The 25,118-nt window shown below is 58.9% G+C and carries 26 protein-coding genes; 3 read left to right on the forward strand and 23 right to left on the reverse strand.

The annotated features are described in order from the left end of the window. Positions 1-6: 6 nt before the first annotated feature. Genes fucP through M2407_RS19240 form a run of 7 tightly spaced genes read right to left on the reverse strand, consistent with a single transcriptional unit; the run spans position 7 to position 6,168 of the window. Positions 7-1,236, reverse strand: a complete 1,230-nt coding sequence (gene fucP, locus M2407_RS19210) for an L-fucose:H+ symporter permease (RefSeq protein WP_048762889.1) — start codon at positions 1,234-1,236, stop codon at positions 7-9. Positions 1,237-1,263: 27 nt separating this feature from the next. Next, a complete protein-coding gene (locus M2407_RS19215; protein ID WP_046374566.1) occupies positions 1,264-1,623 on the reverse strand; it encodes an L-rhamnose mutarotase in 360 nt (119 codons plus the stop codon). Continuing rightward, entirely contained in the window at positions 1,620-2,396 is a 777-nt protein-coding gene (locus M2407_RS19220) for an SDR family oxidoreductase (RefSeq protein WP_259218932.1), read from the reverse strand. Before M2407_RS19220 ends, M2407_RS19215 begins: the two co-directional genes overlap by 4 nt. Further along, complete coding sequence (locus tag M2407_RS19225) at positions 2,374-3,237, reverse strand: amidohydrolase (RefSeq protein ID WP_259218933.1); 864 nt, start codon at positions 3,235-3,237, stop codon at positions 2,374-2,376. The genes M2407_RS19220 and M2407_RS19225 overlap by 23 nt, the downstream gene beginning before the upstream one ends. Positions 3,238-3,251: 14 nt before the next feature. After that, positions 3,252-4,529: an L-fuconate dehydratase gene (locus M2407_RS19230; protein WP_142816000.1), complete on the reverse strand. Its 1,278-nt coding sequence runs from the start codon at positions 4,527-4,529 to the stop codon at positions 3,252-3,254. Between the two features lie 14 nt (positions 4,530-4,543). Then, the gene (locus tag M2407_RS19235) at positions 4,544-5,389 is read right to left on the reverse strand and encodes a fumarylacetoacetate hydrolase family protein (protein WP_142816001.1); all 846 of its coding nucleotides are present in this window, start codon (positions 5,387-5,389) and stop codon (positions 4,544-4,546) included. A gap of 38 nt (positions 5,390-5,427) precedes the next feature. Beyond that, entirely contained in the window at positions 5,428-6,168 is a 741-nt protein-coding gene (locus M2407_RS19240) for an SDR family oxidoreductase (protein WP_020825095.1), read from the reverse strand. A 235-nt stretch (positions 6,169-6,403) separates the two neighbouring features. On the opposite strand from M2407_RS19240, the gene M2407_RS19245 reads away from it, so the two are divergent. Both M2407_RS19245 and ampH read left to right on the forward strand, forming a co-directional pair. Next, complete coding sequence (locus M2407_RS19245) at positions 6,404-7,162, forward strand: FadR/GntR family transcriptional regulator (protein ID WP_020825094.1); 759 nt, start codon at positions 6,404-6,406, stop codon at positions 7,160-7,162. Between the two features lie 327 nt (positions 7,163-7,489). Then, positions 7,490-8,632 carry a D-alanyl-D-alanine-carboxypeptidase/endopeptidase AmpH gene (ampH, locus tag M2407_RS19250; RefSeq protein WP_020825093.1) on the forward strand — a complete coding sequence of 381 codons (1,143 nt, stop codon included), beginning with the start codon at positions 7,490-7,492 and terminating at the stop codon, positions 8,630-8,632. A gap of 37 nt (positions 8,633-8,669) precedes the next feature. Here ampH and hpaC read toward each other — a convergent pair whose 3' ends face one another. The 11 genes from hpaC to M2407_RS19305 form a co-directional block, all read right to left on the reverse strand. After that, positions 8,670-9,185 carry a 4-hydroxyphenylacetate 3-monooxygenase, reductase component gene (gene hpaC / locus M2407_RS19255; protein WP_122077028.1) on the reverse strand — a complete coding sequence of 172 codons (516 nt, stop codon included), beginning with the start codon at positions 9,183-9,185 and terminating at the stop codon, positions 8,670-8,672. A 17-nt stretch (positions 9,186-9,202) separates the two neighbouring features. After that, a complete protein-coding gene (hpaB, locus tag M2407_RS19260; RefSeq protein WP_020825091.1) occupies positions 9,203-10,765 on the reverse strand; it encodes a 4-hydroxyphenylacetate 3-monooxygenase, oxygenase component in 1,563 nt (520 codons plus the stop codon). Positions 10,766-11,080: 315 nt separating this feature from the next. Further along, a complete protein-coding gene (gene hpaA, locus M2407_RS19265; protein WP_044554078.1) occupies positions 11,081-11,977 on the reverse strand; it encodes a 4-hydroxyphenylacetate catabolism regulatory protein HpaA in 897 nt (298 codons plus the stop codon). Between the two features lie 169 nt (positions 11,978-12,146). Continuing rightward, positions 12,147-13,517 (reverse strand): 4-hydroxyphenylacetate permease, encoded by a 1,371-nt coding sequence (gene hpaX / locus M2407_RS19270; protein WP_116691327.1) that lies wholly within the window; start codon positions 13,515-13,517, stop codon positions 12,147-12,149. 30 nt (positions 13,518-13,547) lie between these two features. After that, a complete protein-coding gene (hpaI, locus tag M2407_RS19275) occupies positions 13,548-14,342 on the reverse strand; it encodes a 4-hydroxy-2-oxoheptanedioate aldolase (RefSeq protein WP_046375088.1) in 795 nt (264 codons plus the stop codon). A 46-nt stretch (positions 14,343-14,388) separates the two neighbouring features. Continuing rightward, positions 14,389-15,192, reverse strand: coding sequence for a 2-oxo-hept-4-ene-1,7-dioate hydratase (gene hpaH / locus M2407_RS19280; RefSeq protein ID WP_020825087.1), 804 nt, complete (start codon positions 15,190-15,192; stop codon positions 14,389-14,391). Positions 15,193-15,202: 10 nt separating this feature from the next. Next, positions 15,203-15,589 (reverse strand): 5-carboxymethyl-2-hydroxymuconate Delta-isomerase, encoded by a 387-nt coding sequence (locus M2407_RS19285; RefSeq protein WP_020825086.1) that lies wholly within the window; start codon positions 15,587-15,589, stop codon positions 15,203-15,205. Between the two features lie 51 nt (positions 15,590-15,640). Further along, the gene (gene hpaD, locus M2407_RS19290) at positions 15,641-16,714 is read right to left on the reverse strand and encodes a 3,4-dihydroxyphenylacetate 2,3-dioxygenase (RefSeq protein WP_020825085.1); all 1,074 of its coding nucleotides are present in this window, start codon (positions 16,712-16,714) and stop codon (positions 15,641-15,643) included. A 37-nt stretch (positions 16,715-16,751) separates the two neighbouring features. Then, on the reverse strand, positions 16,752-18,206 hold the full coding sequence (hpaE, locus tag M2407_RS19295) for a 5-carboxymethyl-2-hydroxymuconate semialdehyde dehydrogenase (protein WP_020825084.1): 1,455 nt from the start codon (positions 18,204-18,206) through the stop codon (positions 16,752-16,754). Further along, positions 18,203-18,967 (reverse strand): fumarylacetoacetate hydrolase family protein, encoded by a 765-nt coding sequence (locus tag M2407_RS19300; protein ID WP_115060190.1) that lies wholly within the window; start codon positions 18,965-18,967, stop codon positions 18,203-18,205. The genes hpaE and M2407_RS19300 overlap by 4 nt, the downstream gene beginning before the upstream one ends. After that, complete coding sequence (locus M2407_RS19305) at positions 18,964-19,596, reverse strand: fumarylacetoacetate hydrolase family protein (RefSeq protein WP_046374572.1); 633 nt, start codon at positions 19,594-19,596, stop codon at positions 18,964-18,966. The genes M2407_RS19300 and M2407_RS19305 overlap by 4 nt, the downstream gene beginning before the upstream one ends. Before the next feature lie 359 nt (positions 19,597-19,955). Between M2407_RS19305 and hpaR the strand changes: the two genes are divergently transcribed. After that, positions 19,956-20,408: a homoprotocatechuate degradation operon regulator HpaR gene (gene hpaR / locus M2407_RS19310; RefSeq protein WP_041415197.1), complete on the forward strand. Its 453-nt coding sequence runs from the start codon at positions 19,956-19,958 to the stop codon at positions 20,406-20,408. 96 nt (positions 20,409-20,504) lie between these two features. On the opposite strand, the gene M2407_RS19315 is transcribed toward hpaR, so the two are convergent. From M2407_RS19315 to M2407_RS19335, 5 genes are read right to left on the reverse strand one after another with little or no spacing between them, the layout of a single operon-like run. Beyond that, complete coding sequence (locus tag M2407_RS19315) at positions 20,505-21,296, reverse strand: SDR family oxidoreductase (RefSeq protein WP_128865546.1); 792 nt, start codon at positions 21,294-21,296, stop codon at positions 20,505-20,507. A gap of 4 nt (positions 21,297-21,300) precedes the next feature. Further along, complete coding sequence (locus M2407_RS19320; protein ID WP_020825079.1) at positions 21,301-22,098, reverse strand: molybdenum cofactor biosynthesis F family protein; 798 nt, start codon at positions 22,096-22,098, stop codon at positions 21,301-21,303. A 10-nt stretch (positions 22,099-22,108) separates the two neighbouring features. Next, a complete protein-coding gene (locus tag M2407_RS19325; protein ID WP_142816002.1) occupies positions 22,109-22,891 on the reverse strand; it encodes an SDR family NAD(P)-dependent oxidoreductase in 783 nt (260 codons plus the stop codon). After that, a complete protein-coding gene (locus M2407_RS19330; protein ID WP_259218942.1) occupies positions 22,884-23,471 on the reverse strand; it encodes a DUF3156 family protein in 588 nt (195 codons plus the stop codon). The genes M2407_RS19325 and M2407_RS19330 overlap by 8 nt, the downstream gene beginning before the upstream one ends. After that, positions 23,446-24,939, reverse strand: coding sequence for an APC family permease (locus tag M2407_RS19335; RefSeq protein ID WP_201895771.1), 1,494 nt, complete (start codon positions 24,937-24,939; stop codon positions 23,446-23,448). Before M2407_RS19335 ends, M2407_RS19330 begins: the two co-directional genes overlap by 26 nt. Positions 24,940-25,118: the final 179 nt, after the last annotated feature.

Genomic DNA, 25,118 nt, shown 5'->3' on the forward strand with positions numbered 1-25,118 from the left:
AGACTTTTAGCGGCGGCGCTGCTGCAAACCGTAAACAAACACCACGCCGAAGCACAACAGCGGCAGCACATACGACAGTGCCGTACTGTATTTGTCCGCCAGCGCCCCCATAAAGTAAGGCATGATGGCCCCCCCGACGATCGCCATGATCATAAAGGAGCTGGCACGCTTGGTGTGTTTGCCCATGTTTTTCACCCCCAGGGCGAAAATGGTCGGGAACATGATCGACATAAAGAAGAACACCGCGATCAATGCCACCACCGAGACCCCATCCAGGCTGAGCATCACCACGCCACACAGCGCAATGTTAATCAGCGAGTAGATCATCAGCAACGTGGCCGGCTTGACCCGGCCCATCAGCCAGGTGCTGAAGAAGCGCCCGACCATAAAGCAAATCATGGCGATAGAAAGCAAGTAGGACGCACTTTGGTTGGACACTTCGTTCCAGTGTTCGGTGGCGTAGTTGATAAAGAATGCACCGACGCCCACTTGGGCTGCCACATAGAAGAACTGGGTGATCACCCCGCCGACAAAGTGTTTGTGCTGCCATAGCCCCTGAACGATTTCACCGTGTTCCGGTTGCTCTTCCTCACGAATGTCCGGCAGCCGGGTGCGGCCGAACAAAAAGGCAATCAGCAGCACCAGCACGGCGATCGCCACATAGGTCATCTTCACCGCGCTCTGGTCGCCGCTGCTCGCCCCTTGGGTGGCAGAGAAAAACAGCGTGCCGCCGATCATCGGGCCGATAAACTGCCCCAGACCGTTAAACGACTGGGAAAGGTTCAGCCGCCGTTCGGCCCCCTTCGCGTCGCCCAGTACCGTGGCATAAGGGTTGGCCGCCGTTTCCAGGCAGCCCAGCCCACAGGCAATGACAAACAGCGCGAACAGGAACATGGCGAAGCTGTTGGCGGATGCCGCCGGCACAAACAGCAACGCCCCCAGCGCATACAGGCACAGCCCGACCAAAATTCCGGCCTTGTACCCTTTCTTATCCATAAAATAGCCGGCGGGCAGCGCCACCAGGAAGTAGGCGCCGAAATATGCCGCCTGCAATAATCCCGACTGCGCCTTGGTAACGTGCAATGTCTCCTGGAAGTGTTTGTTTAATACGTCCAACAGGCCATACGACAGCCCCCACATAAAGAACAGGCTGGTGACCAGAATAAAAGCCCAGCGCAGGTTGGCGGTTGACTTGACGCCCAGCTGTGGCGGGGCCGCACTTTTTTCAGCAAGCATTGATATATCCTCGGTAGGGTTGCTATGTTATTGTTTTTGCAAAGAAAATATCTGCTCCATCTCCACCCATTTTTCGCCTTTCGGCGTCCAGGGGGTGGCGACCTGGTATTGCCACATCAGGGCTTCCCAGCGCTGCACGTGGGGGTTGCTCAGGCCGGCGGCGGCAAACCGCGCGGCATCGAACTCGGTACTAACGTCAACAATCATGAACAGCCGAGTACCCAGCCGATAAATCTCCATATCCAAAATGCCGTGCTCTCGCAGATGAGCGGCAATCTCCGGCCAGATACGCTGGTGATGGTGCAGGTACTCCTCGATCAGCGCCGGTGAGTCGACCAGATCGAGCGCCTGACAAAAGCGCCGTCCCCTGTCCGCCGCGCCACTCATGTGATCGCCCGATCAAGATGCAGATAACCGCCATCCACCGACAGCCATTGCCCGGTGGTGTGCGACGAACGCGATGAAATCAAAAACACCACGGTGTTGGCGATTTCCTGCGGCGTGGTCATCCGATGTTCGAGAGGAATGCGTGCGGTAATTTTCTCGAGCTGCTGTTCCGGCTGCGCGAAGGTACTGATCCAACGCTGATACTGCGGTGTGATCACCTCCGCCGGAACCACCGCATTCACCCGTACGCCTTCATGGCGCAGCGACACCGCCCACTCGCGGGTCAACGCCAGCACTGCGCCCTTGGCGGCGGTATAACCGCTGGTGCCGCCCTGCCCGCTCAGGGCCGTTTTGGAAGCGATGTTGACGATGGCACCCTTGCTGTTTTGCAGCGCCGACTGACACAGGTGCGCCATCAGGTAGTAATGGATCAGGTTTTTCTCCAGCGATCCGACAAAGGCCTCGCGGCCGGCCTCCAACCCCACGCCATCGTTAACACCGGCGTTATTCACCAGCGCATCGATGCGGCCGAAGGTCTCTTGCGTTTGTGCCACCGCCCGTCGACAATCCTGCTCTTCGCATAAGTCGGTGATGATCACCGCACTCTGCGGCTGCAACTGCCGTAGCTGCGCCAGAAACTCCGCCTCTGGCGCAGCGTTGGTGACAATCACCGGGATCGCCCCTTCCTCCGCCAGCAGCAGGGTGATGGCCGCACCGATGCCGGAACCGCCGCCGGTGACGATCACCACCTTATCTTTCAGATACAGATCCATAACCAGACTCCGTTAAGCCATAAATTCGGCAGGCGGTACCGCCCCAAATCTCCGCCTGTTGCGAAGGACTCAGCGTGGCGATCGCCTGCTCACTCAGTTGATAAACCTGGCCATAGTCCCCGGCCAGCAGGCACACCGGCCAGTCGGAACCGAACATCAGCCGCTGCGGGCCGAATGCCTCCAGCGCCGCATCAAAAAACGGCAGCAGCTGCGATGCCTGCCACCGGCCACCGGGCACTTCGGTGATAAGCCCCGACAGTTTGCAGACCACATGGCCCAATGCCGCCAACGGCTTGATTTGCTGCGCCCAGTGCTTTGCGCCCAAAGCGATATCCGGTTTACCGAGATGGTCCAATACCAACCAGTAGTCGTCATGTTCAGCGGCAAACTGCGCCGCCGCCGTCAAGTGCCGGTGGGTGACCAACATGTCGTAGACGTAGCCCTGCCGCTGCAGCATCTGCATGCCGCGCCGCACTTCCGGCCGCGCCAGCCAGGCGTCCGGCTGCGGTTCATCCTGCACCAGATGACGCAGGCCACGCAGCAGAGGCTGCTGCCGCCATTCATCAAGCCGCTGCGACAGCTGCGGCGCAGTGATGTCCAGCCAGCCCACTACCCCGCAGACGCCACGGCTCTGCTGCACCTGTGCCAACAGTTCCTGTGTTTCCTGCTCGCCGTGGCGGGCCTGCACCACCAGCGCACCGTCAAAACCGTGGCGCTGCAGCAACGGATCAAGCTGCGCCGGACCAAAGTCCTGCTGCAGCACCGCCATCTGCTCGCTGATCCACGGGTAGCGTTGCGGATGGTATTGCCAGTAATGTTGGTGGGCATCGATGCGCAGCATGGGCTGTTTCCCGTTCAACCGCGGAACCGATACTGTTCGAGCGATGACGCGTGCATCTCGATCGAGTAACCCGGATGACGTGGCGGCATATAGGCCGCCCCCTTGACGTCGCAAGGGTGAACAAAGTGTTCATGCAAGTGATCGACGTATTCGATCACCCGTCCTTCGTGGGTACCGGCAATGCACAGATAGTCGATCATCGACAGATGCTGAACGTATTCACACAGCCCCACACCTCCGGCATGCGGACACACCGGGAGGTTGTATTTGGCCGCCATCAGCATCACCGCCAGCACTTCATTGACGCCCCCCAGGCGACAGGCGTCGATCTGCACTACGTCAATCGCTTCGCGCATGATGAACTGCTTGAACATAATGCGGTTTTGGCACATCTCGCCGGTGGCAACCTTGACCGGATGAACCCCTTCGCGAATGCGACGGTGTCCTTCGACATCATCCGGGCTGGTGGGCTCTTCGATAAACCAGGGCTTGGCGAATGCCAGATGTTTCACCCAAGGGATGGCGTCGTTGACCTCCCAGACCTGGTTGGCGTCGATCATCAGTTGACGATCGGGGCCGATGACCTCGCGGGCAATGCGCACGCGGCGGATATCGTCTTCCAGATCGCGCCCCACCTTCAGCTTCAGGTAGGAGAAACCGGCATCGACCGCTTCCTGACACAGCCGACGCAGCTTGTCGTCCGGGTAGCCCAGCCACCCGGCGGAGGTGGTGTAACAGGGGTAGCCTTCCTCCAGCAGCCGTTCCAGACGCTGCTCTTTACCCTGCGCCCGCTGTTTGAGCAGCGTGAGCGCCTCCTGCGGCGTAATGCAGTCGGTGATGTAGCGAAAATCGATGCAGCGCACCAGTTCCTCTGGCGTCATCTCCGCCACCAGCCGCCACACCGGCTTCCCCTCGGCTTTGGCCCACAGATCCCAAACCGCGTTGATCACCGCGCCGGTCGCCAGGTGGATCGCCCCCTTGTCCGGCCCGATCCAACGCAGCTGGCTGTCGCTGGTAAAACGACGCCAAAAGGCCCCCATATCGGCGGCGATCTCTTCCAGATTGACACCGACGATCTGGTGCTCCAGCGCGCGGATCGCCGCGCAGCAGATCTCATTGCCGCGGCCAATGGTAAAAGTCAGCCCGTGGCCGCTCAGATCGGCGCGATCGGTCTCCAGGATCACATAAGCGGCGGAGTAGTCGGGATCCGGATTCATCGCATCGGATCCGTCCAGCGCCAGTGAAGTCGGGAAGCGAATATCTTCCACCCGCAGTGCGGTAATCGTTGTCATGGCAATGCTCCCCATCAGGCCTGTACGGTTGTTTGACGCTGTTCACCCAATCCCTCAATACCCAGCCGCATCGTCTGCCCGGCTTTCAGGTAGAGAGCCGTGGGTTTCTGCCCCATGCCGACGCCCGGCGGCGTACCGGTCGAGATCACATCGCCCGGTTGCAGGCTCATAAAACGGCTCAGGTAACTGATAATTTGCGGAATGCGGAAGATCATGGTGCTGGTGTTGCCGTCCTGATAACGCTTGCCGTCCACCTCCAGCCACAGGTTCAGGCTATGGGGATCGGCAATTTCGTCGGCGGTCACCAGCCAGGGGCCGGTGGGGCCAAAGGTGTCGCAGCCTTTGCCTTTGTCCCAGGTACCGCCGCGTTCAATCTGGAATTCACGCTCCGAAACGTCGTTAATCACGCAGTAACCGGCGACGTGGTGCATCGCGTCCTGTTCGCTGATGTAGCGTCCGCCCTGGCCAATAATCACGCCCAGCTCCACTTCCCAGTCTGTTTTAAGCGAGTCACGCGGGATTTGTACCTCATCGTTCGGCCCGACCACCGCGCTGGTCCATTTGTTGAACACTACCGGCTCGGAGGGGATCGCCGCGCCGGTTTCCGCCGCATGGTCGGCATAATTGAGGCCAATGCAGATAAATTTGCCGATGTGGCCCACGCACGGCCCCAGTCGCGGTTGTCCTTCCACCCGCGGCAGTTGGTTGATGTCCAGCGCACGCAGTTTGTCCAAGCCCCCCGGCAGCAACGCATCTCCACTCAGGTCAGCAATATGCTGCGACAGATCGCGGATCTGCCCGTGCGGATCCAATATTCCTGGGCGTTCCTGTCCCGGTGCGCCGTAACGTAAAAGTTTCATGATGTCCTCACTCTAAAAATGTTCCAAAGCGCCTGGCCTCAGTTGCTCCAGCCGCCATCGATAATCTGTACCGTCCCTGTGGTGTAGGAGCTGGCGTCGGAGGCCAGATACAGCGCCAATTGGGCGATCTCGCCGGTGGTGCCGATACGGCCAATCGGTTGACGAGCCACAAACGCCTGGTACACCTCTTCTTCGCTGCGTCCCTGCTCACGCGCCTGCTCGGCGATGCGCTGCCGCAGCGAAGGCGACTCCACCGTACCGGGGCAAATGGCGTTGCAACGGATGCCCTGAGTGACGTAATCCGCCGCCACCGAACGCGTCAGGCCGATTACCGCCGCCTTGGTGGCGCTGTAGGCAAAGCGGTTAGGCACTCCTTTCACGCTGGAAGCCACCGAGGACATATTGATAATCGACCCGTTTTTTCGCGCCAGCATGCCGGGCAGAAAGGCGCGGATCATGCGGTACATCGCGGTCACATTCAGATCCAGCGCAAATGCCCACTGATCCTCACTGCACTCCAGGATTGATCCGCTGTGTACCACGCCGGCGCAGTTGAACAGCACGTCGATCGGACCAAGGCTTTCCGCCGCTGCCGCAATCGCCGCGGCATCGGTGACGTTAAGCGTCATTGGCTCGATGCCGGGCAAACCCTGCAGTTGCTCGGTGTTGATGTCGGTGGCAATGACTTGCGCGCCTGCCTCAGCAAAAAGTTTGGCGGTACTGAAGCCAATCCCCTGGCCGGCGGCGGTGATCAGCACGCGTTTTCCGGTTAAATTCATTTTCGCTCCCTTGACTTAAAGGTCTAATGGTCAGGCCACTCGGGGCAATTAAAGGTCAGGCCTTTAACATGACAAAAGACGCTTTACGCGTTATGGTTTGGTGAGAATGTTATGAGATACACTTGGAACAGCTTTTTGATTAACCAATTTTTTACACTTGAATAACGATTACTCAAGCGGTTTGACTAATAACTGTGCGCTGAATCACTTAACACGGAAAAGGCCAAGGTAAAAAATGCCGATCACCCGACTGGAAAACCCTCGTATTTACAGACAGATAGCCGACCAATTGAAACGGCTTATCGATAACAATGAATTTCCTCCCGGCAGCCGCCTGCCCTCCGAACGCGATCTGGCCCAGCAGTTACAGGTTAGCCGGGCCTCCGTTCGAGAGGCGCTGATCGCGCTGGAAGTGATTGGCCTGGTGGATGTCAAAGTCGGCAATGGGGTGATCGTCCGGGCGCAAACGCCGGTGATGACATCGCAAGAGCCGGTGATGGCCCAGGCCGGCCGGGATCAGTGGGCGGAAATCGATGATGAATTGAATATCGAGCTGGATTTTAACGCCGAGCTGCCGCCGTTCTCACTGCTGCAAACCCGTCTGTTGATCGAGCCCGAAACGGCGGCACTGGCGGCACGGCACGCCACCGATCAGGAACTGGCGGGCATCCGTGAGGCCTACGAGCAAAACTGCCGTGATAACCGCGCGGGATCGGCCACCCATCCCGGCGATCGGCTGTTCCATATCCGCATCGCCCAGGCCAGCGGCAACCCAGCTTATGCCTTTATCATCGGCCACCTGCTCGGCCACCGCTACGGCAGCATGTTCCGCGTACTTCAGCGTCACTATACGCCGGATGACATGCCGCACCGTTCCGAGCAGGAACACCGGGAAATTCTGGCCGCTATCGAGGCGCGTGACGTGCGTGGCGCACGCAAGGCGATGAAAGCGCATCTGGACGAAGTGATCGCCATTTTCGCCCGCGCGCAGTAGGACGATTGGTCGGCATCAGGGCGGTGAGAAATTTTTTCTCAAACCGCCTTTTTTCCACATGCAGCCAAGGCTCAGGCACATTACACTGACAGCATATTGCATTGCACCCTATGGCTTTCAAGTTGCAGCCAGGCGACCTGCTCGCTCATCCCCAGCTTTTGTAGAGGCGCCGCATGCTGCGCCCGCATTAATCGGGGCGAATATATTCGCCCCCTACAGTAACTGGGATGAGTGACAAATCTGTCGGAAACGGATTTGAACGCTGCGGCTTGAAAGACGACGGGTATAGGCCCTTTCACTGCTGCCTTTTAAAATGGATAACCATCGTTGAAGAACTCTTTCTCCGCTTCATTGCTGGCGCTGAGCCTGTGTGCCGCGCCGCTGGCCGCGCAGGCCGCCGCCCCGCAGCTGGCTTCGCAAATCGTCGACCAATATGCCGAGCACATTTTCTACAACAGCGGCGCCACCGGCATGGCGCTGGTGGTAATCGACGGCAATCAGGTGGTTAACCGCAGTTTTGGCGACACTAAACCCGGTAACAACCTGCGTCCGCGCCCGGATTCCCTGATCCGCATCGCCTCGATCACCAAGCTGATGACCAGCGAAGTGATGGTAAAAATGGCGGCGGAAGGCCGGGTCAAACTCACCGATCCGCTGCGCAAATACGCCCCGTCCGGTGCCTACGTTCCGGCTTATAACGCTCGCCAGCCGATCACCTTGCTGAACCTGGCCACCCACACCAGCGCACTGCCGCGTGAGCAACCGGGCAAGAAACCGCCTAAAACGCCGGTGTTCACCTGGCCGACCAAAGCACAGCGCTGGCAGTGGCTGGAGCATGCCAACGTGACGGTACCGCCGGGCGTACGTGCCTCTTATTCCAACCTGGCGTATGACCTGCTGGCGGATGCGCTGTCACGAGCGGCGGGTAAACCTTACAGCGCCCTGCTGAAAGAAAAAATCACCGCGCCGCTCGGTATGGTCGACACCACCCTGACCCCCAGTGCCGAGCAGTGCTCACGGCTGATGGTTGCCTCAGCCGGCCCTAGCGCCTGCCGCGATACCACGGCCGCGGCCGGCAGCGGCGGCGTCTACTCTACCCCACGCGATATGCAGCGCTGGATGCAACAGTTCCTCACTTCCAACGTCTCCGGCCCACGCAAATCAACCGCGGCCAGCGAGCAGACCATGTACTTCCAGCGTAACGATCTGGTTTCGCTCAAAGGGATGGATGTGCCGGGTGAAGCCAGCGCCCTGGGATTGGGATGGGTGTATATGGCGCCGAACGGCGAACTGCCGGGGATTATTCAGAAAACCGGCGGTGGCGGTGGCTTTATCACCTATATGGCGATGATCCCGCAGAAAAACGTTGGGGTATTTGTGGTGGTAACCCGCTCGGAACTGAGTAAATTCACCAACATGAGCGATCCGGTTAACCGGCTGGTCGCCGAGTTGGCGACCAACAAAAGCTAATGCCGTAACGGGGCGCAGCCCGTGCGCCCCGCCGTTTTCAGACTAACGCCGCCATCTTGTGCATCACCGGATGGAAGTTGCGTTTGAAGTAGATCAGGCCGTTACCGCCCGCACTCACCCGGATCTGGCGGATCTGCACCAGATAAACCTGATGGGTGCCAATGCTCTGGATCTGCTCGATCTCCCCTTCCAGACTGGCCAGCGTGTTACGCAGCACCGGCTGATCCAGTGCGCCGTTTTGCCACTCCTCCAGACGGAAACGATCCTCCATGCTGAGTTCGGTCATACCGGCGAAGTGGCGCGCCATCAGCTCCTGCTCATGATTCAACACGTTAACGCACAGACGCTGATTCGCCTGAAAAACCGGGTTCATCGCGCTGTTGCGGTTAATGCAAACCAGCAGCGTCGGCGGCGTATCGGTCACCGAGCACACGGCGGTGGCGGTAATGCCGCAGCGCCCCGCAGGACCGTCGGTAGTGACGATATTCACCGCGGCGGACAGGCTGGCCATCGCGTCGCGAAACAGCAAACGGTGTTCATTTTCCTGAGACATACACCCCTCCTTCAGGATCACTTGAGCAAGTTATCCAGCTGATTAATGTCACCATTATTATGCAGATGCGGCACTTTCCAACCGTGCTGGTCGTAGTCGGACAGGCATTTGTCGACCATCTCCATCATCTGGTTCATGGCGCCGGATCCCTGTGCGTTGCGCAGACACTGCAGGCGGATCTCATCCTGGCTGCCGGCGTAGTTGATCTCATACAGCTCGTGGCGACCGCCGAATTCGCTGCCGATCGCATCCCACATCAGCTTGAGGATCTTGATGCGTTCAACGTGATCCATACCGTCGGATCCGCGCACGTAACGCGCCAGGTATTTATCGATCTCCGGATTATTCATGTCGCGCACGCTGGACGGCAGATAAATCAAACCGCTGGTGACGTTCTTTTCGATAATGTGCTTCACCTTGGTGTAGGCCATTGGTGCCATCACGCGGTAAGTTTGCATCGCGGTGGAATCCGGCAGATAAGCGCCGTTTTCCCATTGGGTGGCCTCGGCGCACATCGCATCGCTCAGTGACCAGAACATATTGCGCCAGGCCACCACTTCACCAAGATCGGCCTGTACGCCACGGAACTCCAGCACGCCGGTACAGGACAGGCTTTTTTGCAGCAACGCGGTGATAAAGTCCATCTTCACCGCCAGGCGCACACAGGCCTGCAGCGGGAACAGACGAGCGAAGCCCCCTTGCGTACTCCAGCGACGACAACGATCGAAATCTCGGTAGATCAGCACGTTTTCCCACGGGATCAGCACATGATCCATAATCAGGATCGCATCGTTCTCATCGAAACGGCTCGAAAGCGGATAATCGAACGGGGATCCCGTTGCGCCCGCCACCAGCTCATAAGAGGCGCGAGAAATCAGCTTCACCCCTTCGGCATCCATCGGCGCCACAAACATCAGCGCGAAGTCCGGGTTATCCCCCATCACCTGGGCAGAACCAAAACCGATAAAGTTATAGTGGGTCAGCGCCGAGTTGGTCGCCACCACCTTGGCCCCGCTGACGATAATGCCCGCGTCGGTCTCTTTCTCCACCTGAATGTAAACGTCTTTCACTTCGTTGACCGGCTTGTGGCGGTCAATCGGTGGGTTAACGATAGCGTGGTTAAAGTACAGGCCGGTTTCCTGAATGCGTTTGTACCAGTGGCGCGCGTTATCGGCGAACTGACCATAAAACTCGGGATAAGCCCCCAGCGCACACCCGAAGGCTGCTTTGTAGTCCGGGGTGCGCCCCATCCAACCGTAACTCTGGCGCGACCAGTCGGCGATGGCATCACGCTGCTGACGCATCTCTTCCGGGCTGCGGGCGTAGCGGAAGAATTTGTGAGTGTAACCGCCGTTGCCGGTATCGGTGTTCCAGCACAGGCGATCCTGGCTGACCGGATCGTGCAGCGCGTCGTACAGTTGACCGACAGAAGCCGCTGCATTACGGAATGCCGGGTGAGTGGTGACATCTTTCACTCGTTCGCCGTAGATATAAATCTCACGACCGTCCTGCAAACTTTTCAGGTATTCGGCACCGGTGAACGGGCGTTTGTTGTCAGCACGAAAGTCTTCAGGTTTCATTAAGCATTCCTCGTAATCGGCCGTATCCTTCATATTTGCAGTTGCCGCGGTGTTGACTGCGCTCCCTCACCCGAATCACTGACCAAAGTCAGCTCATCGGGATGCGTTCACTGGTCGCCTTGCTGCAACTCCAACTATTTTGGCTAGCACTAATATCGTTTGAACATTTTATTGTTAATAAAATGTTTTCTTTTGGTTGCTTAATTGAAGCTTCCAGGGCCGGTTTCGAGAAGAGACTTTTGCGGCAAACGCCGGTACTTTTCAGGCGGGTTGGCCACAATCGCCGCGAATTGTGATCCAGACGGTGTTCCGCCGTTATGAAAGGGGATGCTGCGCGGCGCGGTAGGTCGAGGGTGAACAGCCTTCCAGACGATTGAAGAAACGCGCGAAATAGGCCGGATCCTTAAAGCCCAGGCTGTAGGCGGTTTCATGCACCGTACAGGCGCTGAATAGCAGCATGCGCTTGGCTTCGCGCAGCAGGCGATCGAAGATCAAACGTTTGGGGGGCTGATTAGCAAACCGTCGGCACAAATCGTTGAGCCGCGATTCGGTGACGCCGAGCGCCTGAGCATAGTCCGGCACCGCCAGGTGATCGCGAAAACGCTCATCGACCATCTTGTTGAAACGCTGGAACAGCTTCAGCTCACCCCGCACGCCGCTGGTGGCGGTGTCCTCCAGCGTGGTATTGCGCAACAGCAGGGTAAACACCGCCTGCGCCAACAGCACCAGCGTCTGTTCGCGGCCCACTAACCTCTGGCTGAACTCACGCCGGATCAGCGCCCAGTAATGGCTAAGCGCGGTCAATTCCTGCGGTGCATCCGCCAGTGAAAGGCAAATGCCCGGCATGTCCAACGCCAGATTGCTGCCAGGGTAGAGGCGCTCCAGCAAAGGCCAAATCAGCTCCTGGCGTACCGTCAGCACGTGGCCGTCGCTGTCCGGTTCGGTGAAAAACGCATGGGGTACCGAGGGCGGCGTCAGGATGAACAGCGGTGCCTGCACCGAATAGTGCTGGCTGTCCAGCTGCAGCTCTATCTTGCCGGTCTCCAGAAAATGCATCTGGAAAAACCGATCGTGCCAATGCACCTGCATATCGCGGCCAAAAAACGCCGCCAGTCCGGCGAAGGTTTCATAGTGCACTTCGTCGGTGGCGTAACGCGCATCGTACTCTTTGCAGATATCGATATTGGCGATAAAACCGGTACTTTTCTGCACATCATCCTCCATCAGCGATGAGATCAGTGATAAGCCTTTTATTAGGCGTCATTGTCGCAGACAGTTTGGCCATGGACAGCGCGCAGGAACCCGAGCGTACACGCAGTACGTAAGGGGTCCGAGCACTGCCCTAGGCCAAAATGGCAAGTAAAATAGCCTAATATCAGGCTTATGGCGTGGCCCGTGGACGCGAGCCTTGCATCGGGATCCGCCACACGATCACGGCACCGATGACCAACAACGCCGAAACGAAATACAGCCCAGAGTTAAAGCTGCCGGTCAGATCCTTAAACCAGCCGATCAATACCGGGCTGACCGCCGATCCGATATTGCCGGTGGCATTGATCACCGCGATCCCAATCGCCCTCGCCTCGAGGCTGATGGACTGATCCGGCGTAGTCCAGAAGATCGCCATCGCCGTGAACGACCCCACCGACGCCATCACGATCCCCAGCAGCTGGATCATGCTGTGATCGGTGGCCGACGCCAGCAGCCAACCGGCAGCGGCAAACAGGTACGGCAGCGCGGTGTGGTGTTTGCGCTCTTGCAGCCGATCCGATCTCTTACTCCACCACACCATACCGGCGATGGTACAGACTTGCGGGATCGCCGCCAGAATACCGATCACAATGTTGCTGCTGCTCTGGTTGAAGCTCTGCAGGATCTGCGGCGTCCAGATATTGATGGCGCTCAGGGTGTTGGTCAGACAGAAATAAGCCAGGGTATACATCAACACAATCGGCGTGAAAATTTCCCGCCACAGGCTGCGCTGTTGCAATGCCCGATGGCTGCCCGGCCCATTGGGCTGCACCAGTTGCAGTTTGTCCGCCTCCATCATCGCCTTCAGACTGGCCTTTTCCTCGTCGGTCAGCCATTTGGCTTTGGCAGGAGTATCGTCGAGGTAGAACCACACCACCACGCCCAACAGCACCGAAGGAATGCCCTCCAACAGGAACAGCCATTGCCACCCTTTGAGGTTCATCAGCCCGTCCAGCGCCAGAATATAGCCGGACACCAATGAGCCAATTGCCATGGTTACCGGCATGGCGATCATAAACAGCGCGTTGGCGCGAGCGCGGTAAAAAGCCGGGAACCAATAGGTGAGATACACCAAAATCCCCGGCAGAAAACCGGCCTCGGTAATGCCTACGATCATCCGCAATAGGTACAGGCTGGTCGGCCCGGTGGCGAACAGCGTGCAGGTCGAGGCGATGCCCCACAGCACCATGATGGTGGCGATCCAGCGGCGCGCGCCGACGATCCCCAGCATGATATTGCTCGGAATGCCGAAGATCACATAGGTGACGTAGAACAAGGTTGCCGCAAGGCCGAACATGGTCGAGCTCAGGCCGAGATCCTTGCCCATCGTCAGCCCGGCGAAACCGATGTTGATGCGGTCGAGGAAAGAGAAAACAAACAGCACAAACAGAAAAATAATCAGTCGCCGAAATAACTTTTTAATCACCGATTGCTCGGCGGCGGTTAACGCTTTATGTTGCTGCGCCGGGTTGACCGGCGGCAGCGAATCGACGTTGCTCATGGTGTCTCCAATAAGATGGCGGCCTGCAACCTAATAAACGCTCGGGGACTGTACGGGCGGCCGCTCTTGTTTAAAGCGGCTGGCCAAAGATTCCGCCGCTCGCGACAGCAGGGTGGTATCCACCCCTACTGCGACAAACAGCGCGCCGGACGCCAGATAGTGCTGCGCCAGTTCCGGGTTGGCCGTCAGAATGCCTGCTGCCTTACCGGCGGCGCTGATGCGCGCTATAGCGTCGTCGATGGTGCGCTGCACTTCCGGCTGCTGTGGATTGCCGGAAAAACCCATGTCGGCACTGAGATCCGCCGGGCCGATAAATACCCCGTCGACCCCCTCCACCTGCAGGATGGCATCCAGGTTTTTCACCGCCTCACGGGTTTCGATTTGCACCAGTACGCACATCTGCGCGTCGGCCTGTTGCAGGTAATTCGGCACCCTGTTCCAGCGGGAAGCACGAGCCAGCGCACTGCCAACGCCGCGTATGCCATGCGGCGGATAACGGGTGGCTCGCACCGCGTCACGCGCCTGTTCTGCGTTCTGGATCATCGGGATCAGCAGCGTCTGCGCACCGACGTCCAACAGTTGCTTGATCATCACCGGATCATTCCATGCCGGACGCACCACCGGATGACTCGGATAAGGCGCGATGGCCTGCAGCTGGCCCAATACCGTTTGTACGTTGTTGGGCGCGTGTTCGCCGTCGATCAGCAGCCAGTCGAAACCGGCCCCGGCCAGCATTTCTGCGCTGTAGCTGCTGCACAGCCCCAGCCACAGGCCAATCTGCGGGCGTTTTTCCTGCAACGCCTGCTTGAAAGGGTTGGTTAACATGGTGTTCTCCATTGGTTTTTCCACTCTCCCACAGGGAAAGGGCCGATCAGACAAAGCGACAGCTGATGCAGCCCATCGGGCCATAATCCGCATGGAAGGTGTCGCCACGTCGGGCGGCAACCGGTCGGGTGAAGGAACCGCCGAGGATCACCTGCCCGGCTTCCAGCTCTACGTCGTACGGGAAAAGTTTGTTGGCCAGCCAGGCCACGCCGTTGGCCGGATGGTTCAGCACCGCTGCCGCCACGCCAGACTCTTCAATCACGCCGTTGCGGTACAGCAACGCGCTGATCCAACGCAGATCCAACGCGTCCGGTTTGATCGGCCGCCCGCCCATCACCACCCCGGCATTGGCGGCATTGTCGGAAATGGTGTCGAACACCTTGCGCGGGCGCTGAGTTTCGGGATCCACGTTATGGCTGCGCGCATCGATGATCTCCAGGGCCGGAATGATGTAATCGGTGGCGTTATAAACGTCGAACAGCGTGCAGTTTGGCCCGCGCAGCGGCTTGGCGAGCACGAAGGCCAGCTCCACCTCGACGCGCGGCACGATAAAACGGTCGATGGGAATATCGCTGCCATCGTTGAAAAACATGTCGTCCAGCAGCGCGCCGTAATCCGGCTCGGAGATCTGGGAGCTGACCTGCATGGCGCGCGACGTCAGGCCGATTTTATGACCCTTGAGTTTGCGCCCTTCGGCGATCTTCAGCTCTACCCACTGGCGCTGAATGGCGTAAGCGTCTTCAATGGTGATCTCGGGATGATCCAGCGACAGCGCGCGGATCTGCTCGCGGTTTTGCTCCGCCTGATGCAAGCGCTGCACGGCACGACTAACCAGCTCTTTATTCAACATTGACGGCCCCTTAGCCTTGGCGAAATAGCGCGTGGACATTGTTTTGCTTGTAGTTCAGCACCGGATCCAGCTCTTCCATCGTGAAGGACAGCGCCAGATAGCGCCTGGCCATCAGCGCGGCGAAATGTTCTTTGATCAGCGCAAACAGCATCTCGCCCACCTGTTCACGACTTTCCAGGCTGCGGCCGTGACCAATCTTCAATGTCATATGCACGAAGGCGTAATCGTGCTTACCGTCGGCCATCTGCCAGGTATCCAGCCAGATAGCGCGGCTGCGCACTCCGGCCAGCGGAAAAATACCGGTGTCCGCCAGTGCCTGATTGACCTTGGCGAACAACGCGGGGAGCTCGGCTTCTTCGCGGATGTTATTGGTGCATTCAGCATAAAAATGCGGCATAGCAATCTCCGGGAAACGAATTTGCGCGAACGCCTGTCCGCGCGTTGGGGGCTACAGGGTGTTACCGAGCTTAAAGCCTTTCTCTGTATCGCCTTGACGGGTATAGGAAAAACCATCCGCGCCAATGGTGACGGCCATTTCGCTTGGCGCGTTGCGTTCGATAACCGGCTGCGGCTGGCCATCGAGATCGAGCACCAGTGACCCCTCGGTGTACCAGCTTGGCACTACCGGGTTGCCCCACCAGTCGCGACGCTGGTTATCGTGCACATCCCAGCTCACGGTCGGGTTGTCAGGATCGCCGGTGTAGTAATCCTGGGTATAGATTTCTACGCGATGGCCATCGGGATCGCGCAGATAGAGATAGAAGGCGTTAGAGACGCCGTGGCGGCCTGGGCCACGTTCGATCAAATCGGATTTACGCAGTGCGCCGAGCTTGTCGCAGATGGCCAGAATGTTGTGCTTTTCATGGGTGGCAAACGCAATATGGTGCATACGCGGCCCGGCGCCGCCGGTCATCGCGGTGTCGTGCACCGTGGCTTTGCGGCGCATCCAGGCGGCGTAAACCACGCCATTTTCATCCCGGATATCTTCCGTCACGCGGAACCCCAGGCCCTGGATGTATTCCACCGCACGCGGAACATCGGGCGTGATCTGGTTAAAGTGGTCGAGACGTACCAGCGCCCCTGGCGTGTAGAGATCGTAACGCCAGGCCAGACGCTCGACGTGCTGCACGTCGTAGAAGAATTCGTACGGGAAGCCGAGCGGATCCTCTACCCGCACCGAATCGCCAATGCCTTTGGCGAAGCCATTCACCCGACGCTCGGTACGACAACCCAGCGCTTTGAAATAGGCTTCAGCCCGATCGACGTCTTCCGGCGTACGCACCCGGAAGGCAAAGGCCGCAACGGCAGCCACCGGTCCTTCACGCAGCACCAGATTATGGTGGATAAACTCTTCCATCGACCGCAGATAGAGGGTTTTCTCATCCTCGGCGGTCACAACCAGACCCAGGATATCGACGTAGAATTCGCGCGCGGCTTTAAGGTTGGTGACCTGAATTTCCATATAGGCGCAGCGCACAACATCGGGAGCAGGGACAGCATCGGTGGTAAGTTTGGTCGTCATTGTTCTCATCTCCTTCTTTTTTATTATGGTTTGAGGCTTAAACGCCCCAGCGCGGGATCGGGTGGTCCCCCATGGAAATGCACACGTTCTTCATCTCGGCGAACACTTCAAAGCTGTATTCCCCGCCCTCGCGGCCGGTGCCGGAAGATTTCACGCCGCCAAACGGCTGACGCAGATCGCGTACGTTTTGGGTATTGACGAAAACCATCCCCGCTTCAATATTGCGGGCCAGACGCAGCACCTTGCTCACATCCTGCGTCCAGATGTACGACGCCAGGCCGTACTCCACGTCGTTGGCCATGCGCAGGCCGTCTTCTTCCGATTTGAACGGCAGCAGGCAGGCCACCGGCCCGAAAATCTCCTCCTGCGCGATGCGCATCCGATTGTCGACATCCGCCAGCACCGTTGGGCGCAGGAAGTTGCCGTGGCTGAGGCCAGCCGGTTTGTCCGGGCCACCGGCCAACAGGGTGGCGCCTTCTTCCAGCCCGAGGCGGATATAGCCGGACACTTTTTCCCAGTGCTGCTGGCTGATCAACGCCCCAACCTGCGTGTTGGGATCCTGAGGATCGCCTACGCGCAGGCGGTTGGCGCGCTCGGCAAAACGTTTGACGAATTCCGGGTAAATGCTCTCTTGAATAAAGATGCGCGAACCGGCGGTGCAGCGTTCACCGTTGATCGAGAAAATGGTGAACAGCGCGGCGTCCAGCGCACGTTCGATGTCGGCATCTTCGAAAATCAGTACCGGCGATTTCCCGCCCAGCTCCATGGAAAACTTCTTCAAGCCCGCGCTTTCAATGATCCGGCGTCCGGTGGCGGTGCCGCCGGTAAAGGACACCGCACGCACGTCCTTATGACGCACCAGCGCATCCCCGGCGGTGGCGCCGTAACCCTGCACCACGTTGAGTACCCCGGCCGGAATGCCGGCTTCCAGCGCCAGTTCACCCAGGCGATCGGCGGTCAGCGGCGACAGCTCGGACATTTTCAGCACCGCGGTATTGCCCAGCGCCAGGCAAGGCGCGGTCTTCCAGGTTGCGGTCATGAAAGGCACGTTCCACGGTGACACCAGCGCACACACCCCCACCGGCTGGATCAGCGTGTAGTTGAGCATCTTGTCGTCCACCGGATAGGTACGGCCGTTCATCTGCTGGCAGATCTCGGCAAAGAACTCAAAGTTGTGCGAAGCACGCGGGATCAGCACGTTTTTGGTTTGGTGGATCGGCAGACCGGTGTCGGCGGTTTCCATCTCGGCAATCTGCGGCACGTTCTCGTCAATCAGCTCGCCCAGACGACGCATCAGGCGAGCACGCTCTTTCATTGGCGTATTGGCCCATTTCGGGAACGCAGCCTTGGCGGCAGCCACCGCCTGATCGATCTCCAACTGCCCGCCGGAAGCGACCTCTGCCAGCACCTCGCCGTTGGCCGGGTTGGTGGTAGTGAAATACTCTTTGCTGGCTACGTTTTTACCGTTAATCCAATGGTTGATGGTTTTCATCGCAGGCTTTCCTCGTAATCTTTTTCACTGATGATGTGGTTAACCAGGCGGCCGATGCCCTCAATCTCCACCACCACTTCATCGCCCGGCTGCACGTCGGCCAGCCCTTTCGGCGTGCCGGTGGCGATCATGTCGCCCGGCTGCAGCGTCATAAATTCACTCAGGTAACTGATCAGGTAGGGGATATCGAAAATCATGTCGGCGGTGCTGCCGCGCTGGCGCAGCTCGCCGTTGACGTAGGTGCTGAGTGCCAGACGGTGCGGATCGGCGATATCGTCACGATCGACGATGTACGGCCCAATCGGCGTCAGGGTATCGCGGCTTTTCACCCGCAGATTCGGGCGGTAATAGTTTTCCAGATAGTCGCGAATGGCGTAGTCATTGCACAGCGTGTAGCCCGCCACGTACGCCATCGCATCTTCGCGGCTGACGTTACGCGCCGTCTTGCCGATCACCGCCACCAGCTCGGCTTCGTAGTGCATATAGTCGACGTTGGCCGGACGTACCGAAACCTGCCGATGGCCGGTCAGGGTGTTCGGCGCCTTGAGGAACACCAGCGGCTCTTCCGGGGCCTTGAATTCCAGCTCGCTGGCGTGATCGGCATAGTTCAGCCCCAGGGCAAACACCGTGCCCTGCGCCGGTGGCAACCACTCGACGTCCTGCTCTGGCAACACCGTGCCGTTCGGCAACGTCACGCGCAGTTGCTCGTCGACGCTGACATTAACAATTTGGCCATGATGGCGAATACGGGCGTGTCTCATGCGGTTTCTCCTGCCTGCACTACGCGGTTGGTCAGGGTCGGCAAACCGGCGGCACGCACCCTCACTTCATCTCCAGGTTTGATCTCCACCCGCTGGTGCGGCGTGCCGATCAGCACTGCGTCGCCCGGCTGCAGGGTAATAAAATCGCTGATGGCGGCGATCAGTTCCGGCACCGAACGCACCAAATCGGCCGTCGACCAGCGATCCTGCTCTACCCCGTTGATTTCGGTGATGATCTCCACCGCATCGGTGGTCACCAATGAACCGATCTCCCCCAACGGGCAAAAACCGTCACGGCATTTCGCCTTGATCGCCGGACGGTAGAAGCTGCTTTCCGGCAGGCTGATGTCGTTGGCCAGCGCATAACCGGCCAGATAGTCGGCGACCCGTTCGGCCGGCACCTTACGGGCGGTGTTGCCAATCACTACCGCCAGCGTGGCGCCACTTTGCACTTGCTCACCGGCAGGAAACGGGATCGCCCCGCCGTTGGCGAGGTGGGTATTGCGCGGTTTGATAAACCACACCGGGGTCTTCGGCGGGGTTTTATACGGCGGCTGATGAAACGCCTGATCCCAGGCGTCTATCTGGCTGCGGTGATTCAACGCGACGGAAAATACGGTGCCTTTCATGCAAACTCCTTTCAATGACACAACAGGGCAATTCGGCATTCATTAATATGTTAATGAATACTTTTATACGCTGTTCAGCTTTTACGCAACGCCGGTGGATTGATTTGTGATCGTGATAACAAAATATTCACAACCCATGAACATTGGCGTGATTATTCAACGAATTAATCATTTTTAGGTGATTTTTACCGCTGCGGATGCGTTTTCGCTTTATCCATCTGGGTAAACTTGGCTACTATTAAGTTATTAATAAAATCAGGATTTACCGATAGGGGTATTGCAGTGTCCGCACGGCCACCTGCTGAGCCACAACGGTAAATGCCAGAATAACGAACACCTTTATAGCCAAGGCCAAATCTATGCATGAGTCCTTAACCATTGCCCTGCTGCAAGCGCGTGAAACCGCCATGGGCTTTTTTCGCCCGATCCTGAAAAGCCATAACCTGACCGAACAGCAATGGCGCATCATTCGCGTTTTGGCCAACAGCCGTTCGATCGAATTCCACGAATTGGCGGCAGAAACCTGCATCCTGCGCCCCAGCCTGACCGGCATTTTGTCGCGCATGGAACGCGATAAGCTGATTTTCCGCCTGAAACCGGTTAACGATCAGCGCAAGCTGTACGTGTCTCTCACCCAGCAGGGTCAGGAGCTGTATGAAGTGGCGCGCCACCAGGTAGAACAGGGGTACGCTGAAATCGAAGCCGCATTTTCACAGCAGAAAATGGACCAGTTGATGACCTTACTGGACGAGCTGATCACCCTGGGGGATAAACTGCCCGCCAACGTGACCGCTCATCCCACAAAGAAATGATCCTTCCGATTATCATCCTCTGATTAATTGGCGTTGCAGCCAGGCGGCCAGGGCGTGAGTCCCCTGGCGCTTACTAGTGACTGGGGTGAGCCAACGTCAAGAAAGAACAGGATGAGCCTCGGGGAGCAACGCGCCGCCGTCCACCACCAGCGTTTGGCCGGTCATATAGGCGGCCGCCGGTGAGGCGAGAAACACCATCGCCGCCGCGATGTCTTCCGGCTCCCCCAATCGCCCGAGCGGCACTGCGGCCGCAATCGCCTGATTGACCGCCGCGCCCCCCAGATTGGCCATCGCCGGCGTGCGGATCATTCCCGGCTCCACACCGTTGACCCTGACGCCAGCCGCCGCCAGTTCCAGCGCCGCCGCGCGAATAAACCCGTTTACTCCGGCCTTTGAAGCGGCGTAGTGCGCCAACCCCGGATAGGCGACCCGTGGCCCGGTCACCGACGACGTCACCAAAATGCAGCCCCCGCCCTGACGTTGCATCCAGGGTAAAGCCGCCTGCGCCAGAAAGAACGGCGCCATCAGATTAACGCTCAGCGTGCGTTGCAATAACACGGCGTCAATCTCGGCAAAGGGCGTCAGCGGGAAGTAAGCCGCGTTATGGATCACCACGTCCAGCCGCTGATGCTGCTGCCCAACCGCTGCAACCAGTTCGGCAATCTGCCCCGGATCGGCCAGATCGCAGGCCATCGCCTGGACCTGCCCGCCCTGCTGTTGCAGCGTCTCGGCGGCATCCTGCGCTTTTTGCAGCTGCAGATCCGCCATCACCACCGTCGCGCCCAACTGAGCAAAGGCACTGACGATCGCCAGCCCGATGCCCTGCGCACCGCCCGTCACCAGCACCACCTGCCCCTTGAACGCATCAGCCGCATAGGTTGCATTCATCGGCCTATCCCCGTGGATGGTGGGTGGTGTTCAGCACCTGCGCATGGGCGCCTACCGCAAAATTGCTCAGCGCGCTGAAATCACTGCCCTGATAGCCGAGGATCTTGCCGTCGGTACGCATGCCCTGCAGATCGATCATGACCACGCCCAGCGTCGGCACAATCTTCTCTCGCCAGACAAACAGGTACAGCTGTTCGGCCACCTTCACGTAGTGGCAGCGATCGACATCCGCCAGCCCTTTCTCCACGCCGTCCAGGCACTGCCAGGCGTAGAAATTGTCGTTCAGATAAATGTGTTCGTAACGCTCGGTCGGGCTGTAGGTATACATGTTACGCATACCGATCAGCTCGTCGGTGAACTCTGGCGGCGCAACATCGGCGTTATCCAGCGTGCCAAAGTGGAATTCAACGTTGACCGCCGTCAGCGGCAGCCCTTGCTCAACCCGGCTGAAGGCGTCCAGACGGGCTTGTTCCTCATCCGGCAACTGGCCATACACCGCCGTGAAATTACCCTGGTTGCGATCGCACACCAGCGTGATGCTGGCGTTCTCCTGTGCGGGATCGAGAAAATCGATAAACAGAATGCCGGGGCGGATGCTGGTGGCGCGATAAGCGATGCCCCTGTACTCCCCCCAACTCAGCGTCTGCTCATCGACAAAGTGACAACTCAGCATTTCACCGTCGGCAAAACGTAATGTCAGCGTGTTACCGCTCAACCCATGCTGCTGTTCCAGCGTATTGCTGTGCGGCGCAAAGCCTTCCGCCAGTGCGCCAACCTGAATAAATACCGCTTCTGTACTCATTTGATGCTCCTTAAAGGGAAGTAAAAGCCAATGTCGGTACGTCGACGATGGTGGAGCCGCCGTCGGCCACCAGCGCCGCACCGGTAATGATCGACGCGTCCTCCGAACAGAGAAAACGGCAGATAGCGGCGATCTCTTCGGCGCTGGCCGGGCGACGCAGCGGCACGTCGCGGCATACCCGTTGGTAAGCCTGCTCCAGCGTGAGGTGGTACTCAGCCATCAGCGGCTGCATCTCTTCATCCGCCATCGGCGTAGTGACCCAACCGGGACACACCGCGTTGGCACGCACGCCCAGCGGGCCGTAGTCACGAGCGATGGAGCGCATCAGCCCAATCAGCGCATGTTTGGCGGTCACGTAGCCGCACACCTCCGGCCCGGCGGCCAGCGAAGCGATAGAGGCGACAAACAGCAGGTTGCCGCCGGTTTTCACCAGCTCCGGCAGGCAGGCGCGGGCGCTGGCAAAAGCACTGTTGAGGTTGCTGTCCAGTGCCTGACGCCACTGGTCATCGTTCATTTCGGTAATGCGCCCCATCCCCATCCCGCCGGCGCTGCAGATCAGGCAATCAATGCGCCCGGCCTGTTGCAAAATGGCCGGCAACAGCTGGCTTTGCCAGCATTCACCGCTGGCCGCATCTCCCACCAATGCCTGCGCGCCAATGTCGTCCGCCAGCGCCATCAGAGGTTCACGGCGGCGGCCGATGATAAACACCCGATCGCCCCTGCTCGCCAGCAGCCTGGCGCACGCAGCCCCCACGCCGGTGCCGCCGCCGGTAATCACCACCACTCTACTCATCCAGTTTCTCCATCAATTGGCCGATCATCAGCAGGCTGCTCAGCAGCAAGCGCCGCTGCTCCGGTTCCAGCCGCAGATAGCGGCGACCGGCAGGCAAACGGCTGACCACTTCCGAAGCGGCGAAATGTTCGATCTCCAGCCGCCAATGACCGGCCGCGACCGTCAGTTGGATACGCCGAAAATCCAGCTGCTCCAGCGTTTCGGCAATCTGCGGATAGCGCCGCAGAGCGGCAATCATTCGCTGCGCTGCGGTATCATCCCGGGTCGCGCGATAAACCACGCCGCGTCGCCGCAACCAACCGCCGGCGTTAATGCGTAGCGTCAGCGGCTCCTTCTGCGAGCACGCCCCCTGCACGCAGAAACGCTGACTAACGATATGCGCCATAAACAGCGCGCTGACCTGTTCGTTAATGTCGATAACCGGCCCCTGCGGCAAGGTCAGGCGCAGCAGGCAGGGCGAAAGGCGCTCGCAGGCATAGGGCTGCAGATTGTTCGCCAGCCGGCTGAGGGTGACGCCCGGCTGGTAGCCCGCCGGGGAGCGCTGCCAGTAGCGATTAAGTGAGGGAAGTAAGCCGATCAAACTGGGCCTCCTCGCTTTCCGCTTTGGCAAAGGCCGTTTCCAATACCTGTTCGACCGGCACCGGTTTAAACGGATTGACCTTTTGCACACACAGGGTCCAGAAGAGCGCATAGGCAGCAGTCAGGCCAATCATGATGCTGAACGGGATATAGACGGCATGCGGATCCATGCCCGGCGGGGTGATATAGATAATCGCCAGCACGATGCCCACGCTGGAGACAATTTGCGGCAGCGGGAACCAGGGAGATTTGTAAGCGCGTGGCAGATCCGGGCGGCGAATACGCAGGATCACCACCGAGCAGGTGACCAGCAGGTAGGCCACGCCCCAGGCGCACACCGCCGCCAGCACCAGCGGAATAATACGGTCGAGATTGCCCTGAATGGCAAAGGCATGCACGCAGGGGATCAATACCGCGACCAGAATACCTACCACCGGGGTTTTAAAACGGGGGTGCAGATAGGCGAAGATACGTGGCAATGCCCCGTCCAGCGCCATGCCGTAAAGAATACGCGGCACCGCCGCCATCAGCGTGTTGATGGTCGCCGCCCCGGCCAGCAGCAGCCCGATACCCAACCAGTATTTGCCGAACTCGCCCATCACCTGACCGGCAAAAGCCGGGATCGCCATCGGCGTATCCAGCAGATGAACGCCGTTGGCGGCGTCCACCACCACGTTTTCCACCTGATGGCTGAGCGCCGCGCCGTACAACGCCATGCACACCGCCACGCCACACAGCCCCAGCGACATCGCCCGTGGGATCACGCTGGCGGAGCGTTTGATCTCCGGTGCCATCGGCGTGACCAGCTCACAACCGACGAACATAAACATCGCCATGCCGATCAGGCTGAATACCGCAAAGGGATCGCTCAGGCTCAGCGTGCTGCCGAACCAGCCTTCCAGCGGTACCGCGTGCGGCGAAAGCAGCCCGGTAATGCCAAATATCACCAGGGTGCTCCACATGGCGAAGGTCAGCACGATCTCCGCTTTACCGAAGGCCTCGATGCCGAAGGCGTTGAGTGCACCGAACACGATGACCAACCCCACCCCCACCATCCAGGAAGCATTGTGGGTTTCCATCAGGGTATTAAGGTGCTCAAAATTCACCAGCGCCATAATGCCGGAGAGAATGGTTTCGGCGGTCCCGGCAAAGATATGTACGATCAGGTAGGCCGACAGCGCGCCGGTAATGGCAAAAAAGCGTCCCATACCACAGGCGATATAGTCATAGACCGATCCGGAGGTCGGCAAGATCGCCGCCGCTTCCGAGAAGGTGGTGAGCTGGGCCTGCATCATGATAAAGGCGATCAGCATCGCCAGCGCGAAGGTATCGCCGCCGATGCCGAAACCGCTGGTCACGGTGAGGATCACCGGGCTGGCCATAATCACCCCGACCGAGCTGGCCAGCGTGGTGGGGAATCCGACCTTGCCCCGCTCAAGATGGGCATGAAGCCGCGACGACAGGTTCATGGTTATGTCCTCTTATAGTTTTATCGTTTGGCCCTGATGGTGCTTTTGCAGGTGTTTCGTCGCCAGTGGCGGCAATATCACTATAGAGAGGAAAAGAAAATGCTGACTATCGTCCTTAAGGACGAGGCCAAACCATAGCTTTTTCGTCTTACCTTTGGTGCCCAATCAACCGTTATGGT

Source organism: Serratia sp. BIGb0234 (genome assembly GCF_024809915.1).
In the GTDB taxonomy this organism is placed as follows: Bacteria; Pseudomonadota; Gammaproteobacteria; order Enterobacterales; family Enterobacteriaceae; genus Serratia; species Serratia liquefaciens.

Excerpts from the sequence above, each read along its gene's own strand:
- fucP (WP_048762889.1), bottom strand. The coding sequence starts at position 1,236 with ATGCTTGCTGAAAAAAGTGCGGCCCCGCCACAGCTGGGCGTCAAGTCA.
- M2407_RS19215 (WP_046374566.1), bottom strand. The coding sequence starts at position 1,623 with ATGAGTGGCGCGGCGGACAGGGGACGGCGCTTTTGTCAGGCGCTCGAT.
- M2407_RS19220 (WP_259218932.1), bottom strand. The coding sequence starts at position 2,396 with ATGGATCTGTATCTGAAAGATAAGGTGGTGATCGTCACCGGCGGCGGT.
- M2407_RS19225 (WP_259218933.1), bottom strand. The coding sequence starts at position 3,237 with ATGCTGCGCATCGATGCCCACCAACATTACTGGCAATACCATCCGCAA.
- M2407_RS19230 (WP_142816000.1), bottom strand. The coding sequence starts at position 4,529 with ATGACAACGATTACCGCACTGCGGGTGGAAGATATTCGCTTCCCGACT.
- M2407_RS19235 (WP_142816001.1), bottom strand. The coding sequence starts at position 5,389 with ATGAAACTTTTACGTTACGGCGCACCGGGACAGGAACGCCCAGGAATA.
- M2407_RS19240 (WP_020825095.1), bottom strand. The coding sequence starts at position 6,168 with ATGAATTTAACCGGAAAACGCGTGCTGATCACCGCCGCCGGCCAGGGG.
- M2407_RS19245 (WP_020825094.1), top strand. The coding sequence starts at position 6,404 with ATGCCGATCACCCGACTGGAAAACCCTCGTATTTACAGACAGATAGCC.
- hpaC (WP_122077028.1), bottom strand. The coding sequence starts at position 9,185 with ATGTCTCAGGAAAATGAACACCGTTTGCTGTTTCGCGACGCGATGGCC.
- hpaB (WP_020825091.1), bottom strand. The coding sequence starts at position 10,765 with ATGAAACCTGAAGACTTTCGTGCTGACAACAAACGCCCGTTCACCGGT.
- hpaX (WP_116691327.1), bottom strand. The coding sequence starts at position 13,517 with ATGAGCAACGTCGATTCGCTGCCGCCGGTCAACCCGGCGCAGCAACAT.
- hpaI (WP_046375088.1), bottom strand. The coding sequence starts at position 14,342 with ATGTTAACCAACCCTTTCAAGCAGGCGTTGCAGGAAAAACGCCCGCAG.
- hpaH (WP_020825087.1), bottom strand. The coding sequence starts at position 15,192 with ATGTTGAATAAAGAGCTGGTTAGTCGTGCCGTGCAGCGCTTGCATCAG.
- M2407_RS19285 (WP_020825086.1), bottom strand. The coding sequence starts at position 15,589 with ATGCCGCATTTTTATGCTGAATGCACCAATAACATCCGCGAAGAAGCC.
- hpaD (WP_020825085.1), bottom strand. The coding sequence starts at position 16,714 with ATGACGACCAAACTTACCACCGATGCTGTCCCTGCTCCCGATGTTGTG.
- hpaE (WP_020825084.1), bottom strand. The coding sequence starts at position 18,206 with ATGAAAACCATCAACCATTGGATTAACGGTAAAAACGTAGCCAGCAAA.
- M2407_RS19300 (WP_115060190.1), bottom strand. The coding sequence starts at position 18,967 with ATGAGACACGCCCGTATTCGCCATCATGGCCAAATTGTTAATGTCAGC.
- M2407_RS19305 (WP_046374572.1), bottom strand. The coding sequence starts at position 19,596 with ATGAAAGGCACCGTATTTTCCGTCGCGTTGAATCACCGCAGCCAGATA.
- hpaR (WP_041415197.1), top strand. The coding sequence starts at position 19,956 with ATGCATGAGTCCTTAACCATTGCCCTGCTGCAAGCGCGTGAAACCGCC.
- M2407_RS19315 (WP_128865546.1), bottom strand. The coding sequence starts at position 21,296 with ATGAATGCAACCTATGCGGCTGATGCGTTCAAGGGGCAGGTGGTGCTG.
- M2407_RS19320 (WP_020825079.1), bottom strand. The coding sequence starts at position 22,098 with ATGAGTACAGAAGCGGTATTTATTCAGGTTGGCGCACTGGCGGAAGGC.
- M2407_RS19325 (WP_142816002.1), bottom strand. The coding sequence starts at position 22,891 with ATGAGTAGAGTGGTGGTGATTACCGGCGGCGGCACCGGCGTGGGGGCT.
- M2407_RS19335 (WP_201895771.1), bottom strand. The coding sequence starts at position 24,939 with ATGAACCTGTCGTCGCGGCTTCATGCCCATCTTGAGCGGGGCAAGGTC.